Source organism: Sphingomonas sp. Leaf17 (assembly GCF_001421505.1).
In the GTDB taxonomy this organism is placed as follows: Bacteria; Pseudomonadota; Alphaproteobacteria; order Sphingomonadales; family Sphingomonadaceae; genus Sphingomonas.
Map to the genome: position 1 here is coordinate 399,835 of NZ_LMKL01000004.1, position 16,375 is coordinate 416,209.

General features: G+C 64.0%; 23 protein-coding genes. 14 read left to right on the forward strand and 9 right to left on the reverse strand.

What is annotated here, in order from left to right; genetic code table 11:
- From dxr to ASE75_RS06065, 7 genes are all read left to right on the forward strand, one after another.
- A complete protein-coding gene (dxr, locus tag ASE75_RS06035; protein WP_055930431.1) occupies window positions 1–1,158 on the forward strand; it encodes a 1-deoxy-D-xylulose-5-phosphate reductoisomerase in 1,158 nt (385 codons plus the stop codon).
- Window positions 1,155–2,300 carry an RIP metalloprotease RseP gene (gene rseP, locus ASE75_RS06040; RefSeq protein WP_055930435.1) on the forward strand — a complete coding sequence of 382 codons (1,146 nt, stop codon included), beginning with the start codon at window positions 1,155–1,157 and terminating at the stop codon, window positions 2,298–2,300. Before dxr ends, rseP begins: the two co-directional genes overlap by 4 nt.
- 70 nt (window positions 2,301–2,370) lie before the next feature.
- Complete coding sequence (bamA, locus tag ASE75_RS06045; protein WP_055930438.1) at window positions 2,371–5,076, forward strand: outer membrane protein assembly factor BamA; 2,706 nt, start codon at window positions 2,371–2,373, stop codon at window positions 5,074–5,076.
- The gene (locus ASE75_RS06050; protein ID WP_055930441.1) at window positions 5,076–5,744 is read left to right on the forward strand and encodes an OmpH family outer membrane protein; all 669 of its coding nucleotides are present in this window, start codon (window positions 5,076–5,078) and stop codon (window positions 5,742–5,744) included. Before bamA ends, ASE75_RS06050 begins: the two co-directional genes overlap by 1 nt.
- Window positions 5,741–6,214, forward strand: a complete 474-nt coding sequence (fabZ, locus tag ASE75_RS06055) for a 3-hydroxyacyl-ACP dehydratase FabZ (RefSeq protein ID WP_055930444.1) — start codon at window positions 5,741–5,743, stop codon at window positions 6,212–6,214. The genes ASE75_RS06050 and fabZ overlap by 4 nt, the downstream gene beginning before the upstream one ends.
- 95 nt (window positions 6,215–6,309) lie before the next feature.
- Complete coding sequence (gene rpmE, locus ASE75_RS06060; RefSeq protein WP_055930447.1) at window positions 6,310–6,540, forward strand: 50S ribosomal protein L31; 231 nt, start codon at window positions 6,310–6,312, stop codon at window positions 6,538–6,540.
- A gap of 72 nt (window positions 6,541–6,612) precedes the next feature.
- Window positions 6,613–6,945: a PilZ domain-containing protein gene (locus ASE75_RS06065; RefSeq protein WP_055930450.1), complete on the forward strand. Its 333-nt coding sequence runs from the start codon at window positions 6,613–6,615 to the stop codon at window positions 6,943–6,945.
- 10 nt (window positions 6,946–6,955) lie between these two features.
- On the opposite strand, the gene ASE75_RS06070 is transcribed toward ASE75_RS06065, so the two are convergent.
- Entirely contained in the window at window positions 6,956–7,375 is a 420-nt protein-coding gene (locus tag ASE75_RS06070) for a hypothetical protein (RefSeq protein WP_055930453.1), read from the reverse strand.
- 43 nt (window positions 7,376–7,418) lie between these two features.
- Between ASE75_RS06070 and ASE75_RS06075 the strand changes: the two genes are divergently transcribed.
- Both ASE75_RS06075 and ASE75_RS06080 read left to right on the forward strand, forming a co-directional pair.
- Window positions 7,419–8,789, forward strand: a complete 1,371-nt coding sequence (locus tag ASE75_RS06075) for a hypothetical protein (protein ID WP_156340208.1) — start codon at window positions 7,419–7,421, stop codon at window positions 8,787–8,789.
- On the forward strand, window positions 8,789–9,256 hold the full coding sequence (locus tag ASE75_RS06080; RefSeq protein WP_055930459.1) for a hypothetical protein: 468 nt from the start codon (window positions 8,789–8,791) through the stop codon (window positions 9,254–9,256). The genes ASE75_RS06075 and ASE75_RS06080 overlap by 1 nt, the downstream gene beginning before the upstream one ends.
- 69 nt (window positions 9,257–9,325) lie before the next feature.
- On the opposite strand, the gene ASE75_RS06085 is transcribed toward ASE75_RS06080, so the two are convergent.
- On the reverse strand, window positions 9,326–9,595 hold the full coding sequence (locus tag ASE75_RS06085; RefSeq protein ID WP_055930462.1) for a hypothetical protein: 270 nt from the start codon (window positions 9,593–9,595) through the stop codon (window positions 9,326–9,328).
- A 618-nt stretch (window positions 9,596–10,213) separates the two neighbouring features.
- Window positions 10,214–10,492 (reverse strand): hypothetical protein, encoded by a 279-nt coding sequence (locus tag ASE75_RS06090; protein WP_055930466.1) that lies wholly within the window; start codon window positions 10,490–10,492, stop codon window positions 10,214–10,216.
- Between the two features lie 255 nt (window positions 10,493–10,747).
- Here ASE75_RS06090 and ASE75_RS15675 point away from each other — a divergent pair, with 255 nt between their 5' ends.
- From ASE75_RS15675 to ASE75_RS06100, 5 genes are all read left to right on the forward strand, one after another.
- Window positions 10,748–11,023: a hypothetical protein gene (locus ASE75_RS15675; RefSeq protein WP_055930469.1), complete on the forward strand. Its 276-nt coding sequence runs from the start codon at window positions 10,748–10,750 to the stop codon at window positions 11,021–11,023.
- A gap of 528 nt (window positions 11,024–11,551) precedes the next feature.
- Entirely contained in the window at window positions 11,552–12,553 is a 1,002-nt protein-coding gene (locus ASE75_RS15070; protein WP_082463830.1) for an SDH family Clp fold serine proteinase, read from the forward strand.
- A gap of 271 nt (window positions 12,554–12,824) precedes the next feature.
- Window positions 12,825–12,953, forward strand: a complete 129-nt coding sequence (locus tag ASE75_RS16015; protein ID WP_268796026.1) for a hypothetical protein — start codon at window positions 12,825–12,827, stop codon at window positions 12,951–12,953.
- Window positions 12,953–13,087: a hypothetical protein gene (locus ASE75_RS16020; RefSeq protein ID WP_268796027.1), complete on the forward strand. Its 135-nt coding sequence runs from the start codon at window positions 12,953–12,955 to the stop codon at window positions 13,085–13,087. Before ASE75_RS16015 ends, ASE75_RS16020 begins: the two co-directional genes overlap by 1 nt.
- A gap of 12 nt (window positions 13,088–13,099) precedes the next feature.
- Window positions 13,100–13,348 carry a hypothetical protein gene (locus tag ASE75_RS06100; RefSeq protein WP_055930472.1) on the forward strand — a complete coding sequence of 83 codons (249 nt, stop codon included), beginning with the start codon at window positions 13,100–13,102 and terminating at the stop codon, window positions 13,346–13,348.
- Here ASE75_RS06100 and ASE75_RS06105 read toward each other — a convergent pair.
- Genes ASE75_RS06105 through ASE75_RS06130 form a run of 6 tightly spaced genes read right to left on the reverse strand, consistent with a single transcriptional unit; the run spans window position 13,338 to window position 16,361 of the window.
- A complete protein-coding gene (locus ASE75_RS06105) occupies window positions 13,338–13,700 on the reverse strand; it encodes a hypothetical protein (RefSeq protein ID WP_055930475.1) in 363 nt (120 codons plus the stop codon). The genes ASE75_RS06100 and ASE75_RS06105 overlap by 11 nt on opposite strands.
- On the reverse strand, window positions 13,700–14,518 hold the full coding sequence (locus ASE75_RS06110) for a hypothetical protein (RefSeq protein ID WP_156340211.1): 819 nt from the start codon (window positions 14,516–14,518) through the stop codon (window positions 13,700–13,702). Before ASE75_RS06110 ends, ASE75_RS06105 begins: the two co-directional genes overlap by 1 nt.
- A gap of 10 nt (window positions 14,519–14,528) precedes the next feature.
- Window positions 14,529–14,828 carry a hypothetical protein gene (locus tag ASE75_RS06115; protein ID WP_055930480.1) on the reverse strand — a complete coding sequence of 100 codons (300 nt, stop codon included), beginning with the start codon at window positions 14,826–14,828 and terminating at the stop codon, window positions 14,529–14,531.
- Window positions 14,829–14,832: 4 nt separating this feature from the next.
- Window positions 14,833–15,345 (reverse strand): TIGR02594 family protein, encoded by a 513-nt coding sequence (locus tag ASE75_RS06120; protein WP_082463831.1) that lies wholly within the window; start codon window positions 15,343–15,345, stop codon window positions 14,833–14,835.
- A gap of 48 nt (window positions 15,346–15,393) precedes the next feature.
- Window positions 15,394–15,804, reverse strand: coding sequence for a hypothetical protein (locus ASE75_RS06125; protein WP_055930487.1), 411 nt, complete (start codon window positions 15,802–15,804; stop codon window positions 15,394–15,396).
- Complete coding sequence (locus tag ASE75_RS06130) at window positions 15,804–16,361, reverse strand: hypothetical protein (protein WP_055930490.1); 558 nt, start codon at window positions 16,359–16,361, stop codon at window positions 15,804–15,806. Before ASE75_RS06130 ends, ASE75_RS06125 begins: the two co-directional genes overlap by 1 nt.
- Between the last annotated feature and the right edge of the window lie 14 nt (window positions 16,362–16,375).

Consider the following 16,375-nt stretch of genomic DNA (forward strand, 5'->3'; position numbering starts at 1 on the left):
ATGAGAACCGTCACGATTCTGGGGGCGACCGGTTCGGTCGGTACGTCCACGCTTGACCTGGTCGAGCGCGAGCCGGACCGGTTCCGGGTCCGTGCGCTGACCGCCAATTGTGATGTCGAGCGCCTCGCGGCGGCGGCGATCCGGACGCGGGCCGAACTGGCGGTCGTGGCCGACGAGGCGTGCCTGCCCGATTTGCGGGATGCGCTGTCGGGCACCGGTATCCGCGCGGCGGGTGGCGCGACCGGCATCGACGAGGCGGCAGCAAGCGGCGCGGACTGGACGATGGGGGCGATCGTCGGCTGTGCCGGACTGAAGCCGATCATGACCGCGCTGCGCAGCGGTGGCGTCGTGGTGCTGGCGAACAAGGAACCATTGGTGTCGGCCGGTGACATCGTGCTTGCCGCCGCGCGCGATCACCATGCGACCGTGCTGCCGGCCGATTCCGAACACAACGCGATCTATCAGTGCTTCGATTTCGATCGTCCCGAACGGGTGCGGCGGATCGTCCTGACGGCCAGTGGCGGACCGTTTCGTGACTGGTCGAGCGCGGCGATGCGGGGCGTCACGCCGGCGCAGGCGGTCACCCATCCCAACTGGTCGATGGGCGCGAAGATATCGGTCGATTCGGCGACAATGATGAACAAGGGCCTCGAACTGATCGAGGCGGCGCGGCTGTTCCCAGTCGAGCATGACCGGATCGAGATCGTGCTCCACCGGCAGTCGGTCATTCATTCGATGGTCGATTATGTCGACGGGTCGATGCTCGCGCAGCTGGGGCCATCGGACATGCGGGTACCGATCGCGCATACGCTGGCGTGGCCGGACCGGATGCCGACGCCGATGCCGCCGCTGGATCTGGTCGCGATCGGCCGGCTCGATTTCGAGGCACCCGATCCTGCGCGCTTCCCGGCGTTGCGGCTGGCGCGGACGGCGCTGGATGCCGGCGGTGCGCGACCGGCGATCCTGAACGCGGCCAATGAGATAGCCGTCGCGGCTTTCCTTGCCGGGCACATCGGCTTCCTCGAAATTGCCGCAATCGTCGAGCATATCCTCGACGGCTATGATCCGCCCGCACCAACCACGCTGGACGATGTGCTGCACATCGACGGCGAGGCGCGGCGGCGGACCGATATGCGCGTAAAGGATGCGGTCGTTTGATTGAAACCCCGGGTATCGCGTTCACGATACTGGCTTTTGCCCTCGTCATCGGCCCGCTCGTGTTCATCCACGAAATGGGCCATTATCTGGCGGGGCGGATGTTCGGCGTGAAGGCCGATGCGTTCGCGGTCGGTTTCGGGCGCGAGATCGCCGGCTTCACCGATTCCCGCGGCACGCGCTGGAAGTTCGGCTGGCTCCCGCTTGGCGGCTATGTGAAGTTTGCCGGGGACATGAGCCCCGCCAGCACGCCGAACGCCGAATGGCTCGCGCTGCCGGCGGCGGAGCGGCAGCAGACGTTTCAGGCCAAGCCGGTGTGGCAACGGGCGATTATCGTCGCTGCGGGGCCTGTCATCAATTTCGTGCTGGCGATCATCATCCTGGGCGGCTTTGCCGTCGCGTATGGCGACGTGCGCCTGCAACCCGTCGTCGGACAGGTTCTGCCCGGCAGCGTCGCCGCGAGCGCTGGCTTCGTCCCCGGCGACCGGATCACCGCAATCGGCGGTCGCGAGGTGGATTCGTTCAACGACCTGATCCGCTATGTCCAGATCCGCGCGCAGGAGCGGGTGCGGGTGGACTTCGTCCGCGCCGGCACCGCGCGGTCGCGCGAACTGGTGATCGGGACCGCGCTGGAACGGGACCGGTTTGGCAATGAATATCGCATGGGGCGGATCGGCATCGCGCCGTCCAATCCGGTGGTCGTTCCGGTCGGCCTGGTCGAAGCGCCGGGAATCGCCGTGCGCCGCACGGGCGAGATCGTGACGATGATGGTCGAGACGATCGGCCAGGTCATCACCGGCCGGCGGTCGGTGAAGGAACTGGGCGGGCCGCTGTCGATCGCCAAGGTCGCCGGCGAACAGATGAGCCTGGGCCTCGACGCTTATGTATTCCTGGTCGCGCTCGTGTCGATCAATCTGGGATTCATCAACCTGTTGCCAATCCCGATGCTGGATGGCGGCCACCTGTTCCTGTATGCGATCGAGGCAGTCCGGCGGCGGCCGGTCACGCCGGCGGTGCAGGAATGGGCGTTCCGGGGCGGTCTGGCGGCGATCCTGCTGCTGATGCTGGTCGTGACATTCAATGATCTGGGCGCATTGGGGCTCTGGAAGAGCCTTGGTAAAAATCTGGCTGGCTTGATCGGCTGACGTGGTTGGGGCAGGGCGGAAACGTGCGGGCGCGAACACGGGCATCTTGGGGTATAGTTTGGTGACAGCGATGAAGAGTTCGATGTTCGGGACGCGCGCGGGCGCGGTGCTGCTGGCCGGCACCATGCTGGCCGGCGTTCCTGCCATCGCCCAGACCGTTCCGCCCCAGGCCGGGGACCCGGCACCGGTCGCCGCGCCCGTCGTACGACCGATCAAGACGCTGAGGGTCGAAGGGTCGCAGCGTATCGAGCCGGAAACGGTCCTGTCCTATACAAAGTTACGTAGCGGCCAGTCCTATACCAACGAAACGCTCGATCAGGCCATTCGCGACCTGTACGCCAGCGACCTGTTCGCTGAAGTGTCGATCGCCGGCGCGGAAACGGGCGACATCGTCCTGCGGATTCGGGAAAACCCGATCATCAATCGCGTGATCCTGGAGGGCAACAAGCGGATCAAGAGCGACAAGATCACCAAAGAGATCAAGCTTGCCCCGCGTCAGGTGTTCAGCCGTACGGCCGTGCGCCAGGATGTGGCCCGGATCGTCGAACTCTACCGCCGCCAGGGTCGCTTCGGCGCGGTGGTCGAACCGAAGATGGTCAGCCTCGATCAGAACCGCGTCGATATCGTGTTCGAAATCGCCGAAGGGCCGAAATCCAAGGTTCGCCAGATCAACGTGATCGGCAACGAGGTGTTTTCCGACGACGAAATCCGTGGCCAGATGGCGACGAAGCAGGCGCGGTTCTTCCGCCTGTTGTCATCCGCCACCAGCTACGATCAGGACCGGCTGGCCTATGACCAGCAGAAGCTGCGCCAGTTCTATCTGACCGAGGGCTATGCCGACTTCCGCGTGACCAGCGCGGTGGCGGAACTGACCCCGGACAAGAAGGACTTCATCATCACCTATGTGGTGGAGGAAGGGCCGCGCTACAAATTCGGCGACGTGACCGTCGACAGCCAGATCCGCGACTTCGACAACAACAAGCTGGCGGCGTCGCTGCCGCTCAAGAAGGGCGACTGGTACAACGCGAAGCTGGTTGAGGATGCGATCGACACGCTGAGCCAGTCGGCCGGCCTGTTCGGCTATGCCTTCACCGAAGTGAATCCCGAATATCAGCGTGACAAGGACACGCTGACGATGGGAATCAACTTCAACATCGCCGAGGCCAAGCGGACCTACATCGAGCGCGTCGAGATCGCCGGCAACACCCAGACGCAGGACAAGGTGATCCGTCGCGAGATCCGTCTGGCCGAGGGGGATGCGTTCAACACGTTCCAGGTCAAGCGATCGCAGGATCGGATCAACAGCCTTGGCTATTTCCAGGACAAACTGGAAATCAAGCAGACGCCGGGGTCGTCGCCCGACCGCGTGATCCTTGAAACCACGGTCGAGGAAAAATCGACGGGCGAGCTGACGCTGTCGGCCGGTTTCTCAAGCCTCGAACGCTTCATCGTCCAGGCCTCGATCACGCAGCGTAACTTCCGTGGCAAGGGCCAGGAACTGCGCGCCAGCGTCAATTATTCGAGCTATTCTAAGTCGGTGGAGCTGGGCTTTACCGAGCCGTATCTGTTCGACAAGAACATCGCGATCGGCGGCGACGTCTTCCGCCGCGATTACAACGCGTTCAATTTCAACGGCAACAGCCGCCAGACGACCTACAGCCAGGTGTCGACCGGGTTCCAGCTTCGCGCCGGCGTGCCGCTGACCGAATACTGGTCGCTGTCGGGTCGCTACGGCCTGTCCTATGACGAGGTCGGTCTCGATCAGGCGACCTATTTCACCAACGGGGTCTGCGATCCGCTGAAGGCGGGGCGCTATCTCTGCGAGGCGACCGGCAACCGCTGGACATCGTCGGTCGGCTTCTCGCTGATCTACGACAGCCTTAACAGTCGTCTGCGGCCGACCGCCGGGCAGCGGGTTTCGCTCAGCGGCGATTTCGCCGGTCTTGGCGGCGACGTGAAGTATCTGCGCGCCCGCATCGAAGGCTCGAAATTCTGGGGGCTGGGCAGCGGCTTCGTGTTCTCGGTCCTGGGCGAGGGTGGCTATATCCACGCGCTGGAGGACAGCCGCGGTCCGGGCGTCGATCCGGTGCGGATCACCGATCGCTTCTATCTGGGCGAGCCGCAGTTCCGCGGTTTCGACATTCGCGGCGTCGGCCCGCGCGTGCAGCGTATTCCGTTCACGACCGATGCAACGACGGGTCGCCAGATCCTGGTCACCGACCGCAACCAGATCGTCGACGACGCACTGGGCGGCAAGGCCTATTATCTGGGTCGTGCCGAGCTTGAGATCCCGCTGGGGTCGGGCGCGCGCGAGCTTGGTTTGCGTCCGTCGATCTACGCGCAGATCGGTGGCCTGTTCGGCATTACGCGGCCGTTGCCGACCGCCAACTTCCCGTCGATCACCGACGCGCAGGGCAATGTCACCGTGCTGCCGCTGACGACGCCGGTGCTGGATTCGTCCGGTCGCCAGCTGTATCTGGTGTCGGGTCAGGATACGACCAATGCCGGCGCGGTCACCACCTGCGCGATCGGATATTCGGCGGTCGGTGGCGGAACCTGTGCCGGCACGTCGACCAACTCGATCTTCTCGACGTCGATCGCGCCGTTCTCCGAACAGTTCCTGGGCGATTCGGCCCGGCCGCGTCTGTCGGTCGGTATCGGCGTCAACTGGAACTCGCCGTTCGGCCCGCTGCGCATCGACGTGGCGCGCGCGCTGATGAGCCAGCCGGGCGACGACAAGAAACTCGTTACGTTCAATGTAGGGACACAGTTCTGATGAAGATCCTCAAGACCATTTTGCTGGCTGCCGCCGTCGTGGCACCGACCACCATCGTCGCGACCCAGGCACAGGCCCAGGTTGCCGGCGTCGCCGTGGCCGATCCCGAGGCCGCCGTTGCCGGTTCCAAGGCCTGGGCGGCCGCCCGCACCCAGATCGAAACCACCTACAAGGCACAGCTCGACCAGGCCGAGGCCCGCCGTCAGGCCATCGGCAAGGAACTGCAGCCGCTGTATCAGGCGTTCGAAACCGCGCGTCGCGCACCGGGTGCGACCGAAGCCGCCCTGCGCCCGCAGGCGACCGCGTTGCAGACCCGCGAGACTGCCGCCAATCAGGAGCTTCAGCGCCTGACCCAGCCGGCGCAGCGCGCGCAGCAATATGCGATCGAGCAGATTTCGGCCAAGCTGCCCGAGGCGGTCAATGCCGCCGTTCGTGCCAAGAACGTCACGCTGCTGATCCGTCCGAACGCGGCGTTGTTCGCGCAGCCGAACGCGGACATCACCGCCGCCGTGACGACCGAGCTTGACCGTCTGGTCCCCAGCGTCGGCGTCACGCCGCCGGCGGGCTGGCAGCCCGGACAGCAGGGTCAGCAGGCTGCGGCGGGTGCGGCACCCGCCGCCGGTGCCGCACCGCGCGCCGCTGCACCACGGGCCTCGTCGGGCCGGTGAGCGACGCCGTCAGGGCCGCCATCGGCCCGCTCGATATCGGGCGGGTGATGGCGGCGTTGCCGCATCGCTATCCGATGCTGCTCGTCGACCGGGTGGAAACGCTGGTTCCCGATGTGTCGATCACCGCGATCAAGGCGGTGTCGATGAACGAAGGGTTCTTCCAGGGGCATTTTCCCGGCCGGCCGATCATGCCCGGCGTGCTGATCGTCGAGGCCATGGCGCAGGCGGCGGGGATTCTCGCGGTCGAGTCCCTGGGCCTCGCCGGCTCGGGCAAGCTGGTATATTTCATGGCGATCGACGGCGCGAAGTTTCGCAAGCCGGTAGAGCCGGGCGTATTGCTGCAACTGGACGTGACGTTCGTTCAGAAGCGGTCGAGCGTGTGCAAGTTCTCCGGACGGGCGCTGGTCGATGGCCAACTGGTGGCCGAGGCGAACTTCACCGCGATGATCGCCGACCCACCCAAAGCCTGAGCGGCGGCGGTAAACTTGCATAACGGCGCGCACCGGTATAGGTGCGCGCCTTCGTTTCAGGCTGGTCGGAACCAGCTATTTCCCGGAGAAACACCATGAAGACTGGCATCCATCCCGACTACCACATGATCCGCGTCCAGATGACCGATGGTTCGTCGTACGAGACGCGCTCGACCTGGGGCAAGGAAGGCGATCTGATGACGCTGGAAATCGATCCGCTCGCGCACCCGGCATGGACCGGCGGCCGTGGTTCGATGCTCGACACCGGCGGCCAGGTCGCACGCTTCAACAAGCGTTTCGGTGGTGGCCTGACGCTGCGCAAGTAAGCGACAGCATTAACGCGGCGTTAGCCACATGCAGATAGGGTTTCCCTCAGGTCCAACCTGAGGGAAACTCCCATGTTCGCCGCTGAATTCGAGCCTGCCATCGCCAACGGAAGACGCCGCGAACCGCGTGCGCCCGTGTCGCTGGACGCTGCTCTCGGCCTTGGTGGGCTTGCGCGGACCTTGTGCAAGGTCATCGACATTTCCATCAACGGCGCCCGCCTTCAGACCTATTCGTCGATCCCCGAAAAATCGGTGATCTGGCTGACCCTTCCGCGCGTCGGGCATGTCGCGGCCGACGTGATCTGGTCGGACGACTATGTCGCGGGTTGCCAGTTCCGTACGCCGATCGACCCCACCATCCTCGACAGTCTGATCGACATCGGACGGGGACGCGCCGCGGCGTAAGGGCCGCTGTTCAATCCATTGGTGAGGCCGGCGCGAGAATATCCTTGCCGATCCCGCCTAGCGCCATGCGTATTGTCAGGATGACAAAAACCAGGAAGCCGATCTGGCTCATGATCTGCGGGCTCGACACGAGATGGTCGAGAAACGCGCCGTCCGGCCGGTAGAACGCCGTAATCGCGAGGTTGTGAATGACGTTCGTGGTTATGACTGCTGCCGTCATCGGCACGCCGATAACGGGACGAATTACGAGAAGCAGCGCAACGAGCGGGTCGATGATCGTGAGGCTCGACCAATAGACCGCGCTCGGCCATGCCACGCCGCCATAGTCCCAGAACAGCCCATGCTGCACCAGGATACGAGCGTGGTTGAGACCGGCAAGGACGAGGCAGGCTGCCCATATATATCGGATGATGCGGCCCCGGCGTCCCATGCGGTCATAGGGCCTGAACACCCCTGGCGATGCAAGCCGATGCATGAAACAGGACGGCATCCGCGGATCGGAAAGCGGTGACGAAGCCAGGTCAGTCATGACCGGCGGGGGAGCGCCACGACGTGCGTATCGCCGCTGCGTCGCGAAAGGAATTGGTGGGCCCGGCACCTATCGAACTGATGGTCTTATAGCACCGATCGCCGACGGCGAAATACCCCCACGGATACCCCCGCATGATAGCGGCTGCGGGCAGGGCCGCGTCGGCGTCGACCGCTACCCTAGCGCCGATACCCCCGTGCCGTCCGACCAATCGCAGGCCGATGGCGGGGTGACCCAAGTGGATCGCGAGGCGGTCTTTCTGGACCATGAGCGGGCGTATTTCGAGCGCGGGTTCTTCGCAGCCTATGCCTGGATGCTGACGACACGAGACAAAGTGACGCTTTCGGATGCCGTCATTGAGCATGCATGGCAGCATCGCGACGAAGGCATGGACGGCGACGATATTCTCCCGCTGCCCACCCAATCGCCCCCACCGGCTGATGGGGTGCGAAAGGGCGATAGCTTGGCGACCGCAAAGGCTCGATTGTCCATTGCGGCGGTTAAGGCTCTCAATTCCGGGCGTCCAGTTATCGAGGTGCTGACAGATGACATTGCAGTCTTGATCGCGGCGCATTCGGATCAGGATCGTGTCCTCTCCACCCCTCGCGACGACGTGCGGGAGCCTGCCGACGCCGGACCTGTGCATGCGACCGATCGGGCGGGAGTGGGAACAGGCTGGGTCGCATGGAACCCGGACAGCGGCGAGGAATACACCCCTGACCATCCCGTCGACAGTGGCGAATGCGTGGAAGCGGAGCGAATCCGCCGCTCGACACCGCAAGAGGACACACTCTGGCAGGCAATGCAGGAGCAGTTCACACGCGCCGAAGCTCTGGCTGCCGCCCTCGCCGCTACCCAGCCCGCAACGGCGCAGGAGGGGGAGGCGCATATCGACGCGCGCTATCTGATCCGCAAGGGCGGGGCATTCTACCGGCCAAATGCGCAGGGCTATACCCGCTCGAAAGCCGACGCCGGTCGCTACACGCTGGCCGAAGCCGTATCCCATAGTCACCCGAACGGGCCGAACGGGCCGCGCGACGACATAGATTATATGCCGGCAGACGCCACCACCCCGACGCATCCCGCCGTATTGGACGACGACCTGGTGTGGCTATCGTCTCAACGCCGCCTGTCCTTGGCGTTTTACTCCCCGATCTATGGCGATGATGACGATCAGATCGAGGAGTGGCGGGTCGAGGAGGAGAGCGGCGGCATCAATGATCGCGAGTGGAATACGGTTGGCCGCGGCGCGACTGTCGCAGAAGCTATTGCATCTGCCCGCTCGGTCGAACGCGGCGCGGGAGGCGCAGCGTAATGGCCTATGCCGAAAAGACCACGGTCGCGGTTGAAAAGACCATCGCTGACATCATCACCTTGCTTAAGCGCGCCGGCGCAATCCGCATCATGCAGTTCGACGAGCCGGAGCGCTTCACGATCCAGTTCAGCATGAGGGACCGCATGGTGCGGTTCCGCGTCGCGCACCCCGAGATCGACGCCATGCCCAAGGTGAACGGACGAAACCAGTCCTACACGCGCGCGCAGCGGATTGAGATAGCAGAACAGGTGAAGCGAGCGCGTGCGCGGGCGTTGATGCTGGTCATCAAGGCCAAGCTGGAAAGCGTCGAGAGCGAGGTCGAGACGTTCGAACAGGCGTTCCTCGCCAACGTCGTCATGCACAACGACGAGACAGTGTACGAACGCATCGCCGCGCCGATCGCCGAGGAATACCGAGTTGGCGGCACGAAGATGTTGATGATCGCGCATTGCAGGGAAGGGCGATGACCCGCGACGCGCTATCGGATCAACCGGCCCGGGTAGATACTGGCGGTGCTAATCTCGGCCGCGTTTGGCTCAGACAGCGAGGTCGCCCTCATCGATTAAGACCGGTTCATCGATCTGGCCGTTTGCGGCGCGGACCTTTTCTGCGGCTCGGCGCGCGATCTGTGGAAAAACGTCTTGGAAAGCATCCGCCAGCGACATCCCATCGGGAATGCCACCGCGAGCGGCCGCCACCGCTGCGTATGTCGCACGGCCACGCCAAGGCTGATCTCTCCACTCCCAATCTTGGATGCGGCGGTCGTGACTGATCTCAAACTCGAAGTCTTGGATATCGTTGATCATGGGTCGCTCTCCATCTTCCCGCGAATTGGTACAAGGTATCTGGTCGTCTCGGTGCGGGCTGACTTACATTCTTGCCAGCGAGAGCGGTGCATCTCTAAGCGCAGCTGGTTGGCGGTTCCTCTTGCACGTCCCCGGCCGCAGCTGGGACACGCCTTCGCGACTGCGAACGGACAAGCACCCGACTGAAGACAAGTTCGCTTACGGCTTGGGTGCTTTGAGCGTCAGTTCTTCGGCCGAGAAGCTGCCTCGGCGGGCGGGGCGATCATCGTCGGCTGGGCTACAGCGGCGACTGGAGCAGGAGGCGATACCGAAAAGTTGCGGTTGAGCAGCCAAGTCGCAACCGGAGCCACGAGCAAACCTAAAATGCCGAACACCCACACGACGCCTCGCAAGAACGAAAGCGTCTCGCGCAGGTCAGAGATCTTCTCCCCGTGCTTCCCAACATCAGTTATAAGCCGATCCACCTTCGCACACAGGTCTCCAACGCTGCGCTGGACTTCAACGACCGCCTGCAAAGTGAAATCGTGAGTTTGCGGCTGGTATTTGGACGGAGGGACGTCCGGCTGGTCAACCGGCGCTTCATCACGCTCCGGCCCGCGCCCTCGACTTCCGCCGGCCCTAACCATTAGCGTCTGCCTGGAAGGTTTCCTTGATCCAGTCCCAGAACGCCGTGCTGGAATAACCGTAATAGTCCGGGGATAGGCGAACGACGAAGAGGCCGTGGCGCTGATCATCTTCAAGAGCTAGCGCGCTTACGAGCGATTGCGCGGTTCCCGAGGCTGCGACGACGGCCAAAGTGGTCGACCATCGGTTGGATTTGCCAGGGTACGTCCGCAGCGCCGCATCGACGGCCGCCGTATTATCTAACTGCTGCGACACAACCGCAAAAAGAGACATTGCTACTCCACGACGTAATATGCGTTGGATAGGCGTAACTGGTCTAGGTTACCAGAGGATGCCTCAACGGGTAAAATTCCGACATTCAGGCTGCGAACTCGGGGCATCCTCGCCCGGATAATACGTACGGTCGGCATGGGCCGTGCGTGCTCACCAATATCGACCGACCTCGCGATTCCGGCGCACGTCGTCGCTAAGCCGGATGGTCGGGTGGGTCATGTTGAGAACGAAAGCAGAACGGGGTAACCTGCCGCCATGCTCCGATTCGTTACGCCCCGCCGGCTGCCACGGCAGCGAATAGCCGACCCACGCCAGGCGCTCGCGACCATCGCAGCGGACCAGGGCCACACCCTGACGGCGCTATCGCGCATGCTCAGCCGCCGGCCGGGCTACCTGCGGGACTTCGTGGTCCACGGCCGCCCGAAGGCCCTGACGCCTCGCGATCACCGGCTGCTTAGCGATATGCTGGGCGTGGAGGTCGGCATCCGCGATCTGTGGGATCAAGACGGGTGGGGCGAATCAAAGGGGTAGCCGGTCGGGATTGGGACGCGATGGGATCGCAATTTGGTGGCCGATGACCCTACCACACCAAAGTGCGATATTGACGGAATAGCGTCACTCCTTGTGGGACGCCGTGTCTCAGTGCCCCCACCCGTGCCCCCAGCGATAATATGCCCAGTGGCATCATTGAAAGGGCAGGGCAGGGGCGTTGCCCGATTGCCCGTGACCTAGTCGCGGATCTCGATGTGTGACAGTCCCACCGCTAACGATGGGAGCACGTCTATGCTTGACCGGTCAGGAATATTTCCGGGGACTGGTTGCGTGTCCGCTCAAGCATGGCTAGATTGCTTGCGATTGGAGATTGCTCATGATTAGCGATAAGCCCGATGAAGTTGACGAGCTTTTCACCGCCGATGGAAAGAACAAAGCTGCGATGGCTCTGGGGCGCCTTGGCGGTCTAAAAGGGGGGCACGCTCGTGCCGCGAAGTTGTCGGCATATGACCGGTCGCGCATTGCGCGGGATGCCGCTCGTGCTCGTTGGCAGCAGGGAGCTGAGTAATGGCTATCAACGTCCCCGCTGCCGCGCTTGAAACGGCTAAGGCTGCCGCCGCTAAGCTCGACGCTGATGTTTTTCTCTATAATGGGGAAATTGCCGCTTTACGGGATCTTGAGTTCATCGAGATTGTCTCGGATAACTTTTCGCGAAAAGAGGTTATAGTCGTACTTACAACCAACGGCGGTGACCCTGACGCTGCTTACCGTATTTGTCGGTACCTGCAGCATAAGTATGAGAAGGTGACCGTGCTTATCGCCGGACGCTGCAAGAGTGCCGGAACGCTGATTGCAGTTGGCTCATCAGAGCTCGCGTTTATGCCCTATGGTGAGCTAGGACCACTTGATATCCAGCTTAGCAAGGTCGACAAATTCGATCGAGTTGAGTCTGGCCTGGTCATTCAGGACGCACTGAACACACTTGAGGACCGTGCTAAGCAATCGTTCTACACGATCGTCAACGAATACATTGCTGCCAACAACGGCCTGCTTTCGTTCCCGACAGCTTCAAAAGCGGCTTCGGATTTTGTAACGCAGCTGTACGCACCGGTTTTCGGTCGAATTGACCCTGAGGAGGTAGGCGCTCGATCGCGGTCTATGCGGATCGCTGTTGACTATGGTAAGCGCCTTGCTGCCAAATGGTCGAACGTGAAGCACGGAGCGATTCAGAAGCTAGCTGAAACCTATTCTTCACACTCGTTTGTTATCGACCAGCGGGAAGCGGCGGGTCTCTTTGAGAAGGTTCGAGGTGCGTCGGCCGAGGAGGTTGTCATTGTCGAAGCGCTCGGAAATTTTGCCCGCTTCCAGCTTCCAGGCGACGAACATGCGTTCCACGCGCTATCTACGAAATTCATCCCTGAGGAGGATACCCATGCAAATGACGATGAGGACGGAGGAAAATCGCAGGATGGCGGAGATCCTTCAGGAGCAAGCGGAGAGACCGACGCTACGCCCTCATCAGAAGGATCGGGAGGAACCAAGCCGGGGCTCTCAATCGCGGCCGGGTGACTGCCTCTGGGCTGATAACCGAATATGCCAGTCCGTTTGACACTGCAGGGCCCGCCAGTTTGGTGGGCCCTTTTTACATTCCTACCCACGCAAGCTGGACGATGTCGTCGAATATGACGATTGCCGCAGGTAGCCTGGCACGCACTTCGCCAGCAGCGTCGGGCGGCCGCCTGCCACCGATGGGGCGGCAAAAATCACATAGCCAGCATGCAGGCGGGATGTCATCGCCGTAACCATTGCTTTCCTGGGTTATCGGCATAGCGTGGAGGCCATGCCCGATCTCGCAACCATGACCGATGCGGAGCTTCTATCCGCCTACCAGCAGACCACCGGAGAGCCCGGCGACCCGATCGCCGACGCCCTGGCCGCCGAGATCGAGCGGCGCGGCCTCGACATCTGATGCTACGCGACTGGAGTGACCGTGTGCCCGACCCGCCGCGCCGCCGGCGCAAGCCCGGGCCGAATCGGACGCGGCTGATCTGGGTGGCGACGGTCGCCTTCTTCGGTCTGCTGCGCTGGCTCGCGCAGCATTGAGGGCACCGCGATATGGATGAGGAGCGCCTGCGGCTGCCACGCCGCTTCGTACTGACGATCGAGGGCGATCAGGCCTCGATCGTGCAGCGCTGTAATATCGCGCGCGGCCAGCTTGAGCACCTGCTCAGCCGACTGATGATCGGCCAGCCGGTCGCCGCCGACGCTTTCACGCCATTCGGCATCCGCATCACGATAGAGCCGGACACCGATGGCGGCCCCGAGGAGCCGGACTACGTCAGCCGGATCGGCACTAGGGAATAGCCCGCGCGACCAGAGTCACCTGCGCGCCAGCGACGCTGCCGCTGTACAAGCTGGTCAGCAGCCCGAGCAGCGTGGTGCGCCAGCAATGAATGCTGACCCCCGTCATCGTCCGCGCCGTGTAATTGCAGGTGATGGGATTGGTCGTGTCCATCGCCGCCGGCATATGCACGACCACGGGCACCACCGGCGGCGCATTGCCCAGGTCGAATGTCCAGGTGGCATTGCCGGCGGCGTCCAGTGTCACGGTCTTCTGGTCGACCCACTGCGACGCTGCCGGCGGATAGGCGACCTGTGCCACGGCTGGCCGCGCCAGCAGCAGCGCGGCGGCGGCGGCAAGTGCGGCCCGGCGCATCAGTATTGCTCCAGATAGCTGATCGTGGTGGCCGCGCTGCACACCGCATAGATCGCTGCCGCGGTGTCGATCGTGATCGTCGCGCCCGCCACGGGCTGCAGCGGAAAGCCCGTGGCTATTGTGACCGAGACCGGGCCGAAATAGCAGGGATTGGCCGCGCCCACCGCGAGCGTGACCTTCTGACGCCCGCCGATACCGGCCCGCCCCGCAAGAATCAGGGTGCTGGAGGTACCGACGCTGATCTGCCCGGTAGTGATCGTGCCGCCGCCACGGGCGACGACATAGGCTCCCGTCGTGTCGCCGCGTGCATACACACTAGTCGACCCGCTCATGTAATAGGGGAGGACGCCCAGCGGCCCCGACACGCTCGGCGCATTATTGCCTACGGTCGCATTCATGGGAAGCGCGACCAGCGTCCCGCCATCCACTGGCGAGGCGGTATTCGCAGTGATCTTGGCGCGGACATTCCCTCGATCGTCGCACTGGATGTCCGCCCGGGCGGCGGTGGAATAGGTCGGCATCGTACCGCCGCCATTAAAGTAGCACCCGACCTTCACCGGATTGCCGCTGTCTGCCGCGCCATTGGCGACGGTGCCCTCTACCCGCTCCGAGGTGGCCGTATTGCTGGTGACCGTCACTGGCATTGGCACCGTCGCACTGACCGGGACGCAGGTGGCATCAGCCTGGCGTACGCAGGGGGCCATGCCGGGAGCCCAGCCGGAGGGGAAGACGACTGACGACCCGGTCGACTGCGCAGCGGCAGGGGTGGACAGTGCGCCGATTGCGAGGGCGGCGGCTAGCATCAGGATCTTGTGCATGAAGTACCTCTCAGGTGTCGGGGGTGGTGATGATGGCGGTCGCCGCTTCGGCCCGCGCTAGCGCCGCGCGCTGCTCGGCCAGCGTCGATGCGAGCCGCGCAGCGATCAGCCCTCGCTCGGCCAGTGACAGCGCCAGCTGGATCCGCGCCGCACGGGCGGGCGATACATAGGGCAGGATGATCTGTGCGGTCGCGGCGATCCGGTCATAGGCCGCCTGCGCCCGGTCGACGGCGTCACGCGGCGGGGCCTGGATGGTGGCGCAGGCACAGGCCAGATTGGCGAGGATAATTGCGGTGATGATGCGCGTCATGGCTTCAAGCCTCATTCGTCGATGCGGGCGCACCCGATGCCGCCAGCATCACCTGACGTCCGATGACGGCTACCCCGGTCGGCCAGCGCCGCGCGATGCACCGGCCCTTGGCCAGCCGCATGACGCTGACCCGGTCGCCCTGATTCCCGCCGAGTACATGATAGTGGGTCGCGTCCTCGCCGACGTAGAAGGCGACATGCCCGCCGCCGTCGCGCTCGAAGACCAGCACCGCACCCGGCGCCAGCCGCGCCGCCGCGATATTGCTGCCCCACGTCGCCCACGCCTTGGCACGCACCGCGATCGGCGCGGTCGACAGGCCCGCCTCGCGCAGGCAGGCCGCCACGAAAACGCCGCACCACGGCACGCTGTCCGCATTGTACATCATGCCCAGCGCCTTGGTGCCGAGCGCCTTGGCCCAGCCCATGATCGTAGGGCTATTGGCCGCGCCGGCCGCTTCGCGGGTACCGAGCTTGGCCCGCGCGGCGAGCAGCCACGCAGGATCGATCGCCATTGCCATCGTCTGTCTCCGAATAGGTGAGGGGGGGCGGGTCTGTCCGCCGCCGGATCAGTCGGTCTTGTCGATCTCGCGCGGCGCCGCCGTCATCTCGGGCGGCACGACGGGCTTGCCGGGGATGACCGCGTCCAGCGCATCGATGGCGCTCTGTCCGCGCCGCTTGAAAAAGCTGATGATACCCGCGCCGACGGCCCCGGCCGTGCCGCCGGTGCCGAGTGCGGCGAAAAGGTCGACCTGATGCTCGACGATCCACACGGCGGTGATGAGCATCGCCATGCCGGTGACGATCCCGTCGAGAAGCCAGCGCTTGGGACCGGGGGCGTCCAGCGTGATGAAAAGCCGGACCATGAAGCAGGCGAGCAGCCCGACGATCATCGACCCGCCGGGGAAAGAGTAGCCGAGGACCGACCAGATGACCGGCACGGAAATGCCCGGAGCGGCGGAAAGAGCGCCCTCCTTCATTAGCGCAGGCCGACGGCAGCAGCCGCCATCAGGAGGCTGACGATCAGCACCAGCGCCGGCCGGCGCAGCTGCGGCCAGCGCGACCACATGTCGACCGGCAGCGGGGCCTTGCGCAGCTGGTGCTCGATCATCGGCTCCGCCAGGACGTGCAGCGCCATCCAGGCGAAGCCGCACGCCACCGAGATCGGATCGAGCCAGCGCTTGATCGTCGCGACCCGCGCGATCGTGTCGGCATCACCCGACGACCACGACCACAGGCTCACCGCCTCCGCGCCGCCACGCAAGGCGACCGCGCAGCCGGCGAGCAGGATGACGATCCGGTAGATCGACACCGGGTCGGTGGGATGATCGATCATGCGCGTCGCCCACAGCCGCCGCGCCTGCTTCCCCGCCATCATGATCCCCAGGCACATCGCTGCGGTCATCACGAAAAGATTCCACGCGAGCAGCCCGGGATTATCCGCGAGCGACGGCGGGGCAAGCGCCACACCGATCGCATCGCCGATGTACCGGCTGGTGGCGCTGGATGCGCTGGCTGTCAGATATGGACAGAGCATGGATCGCTCCTGAG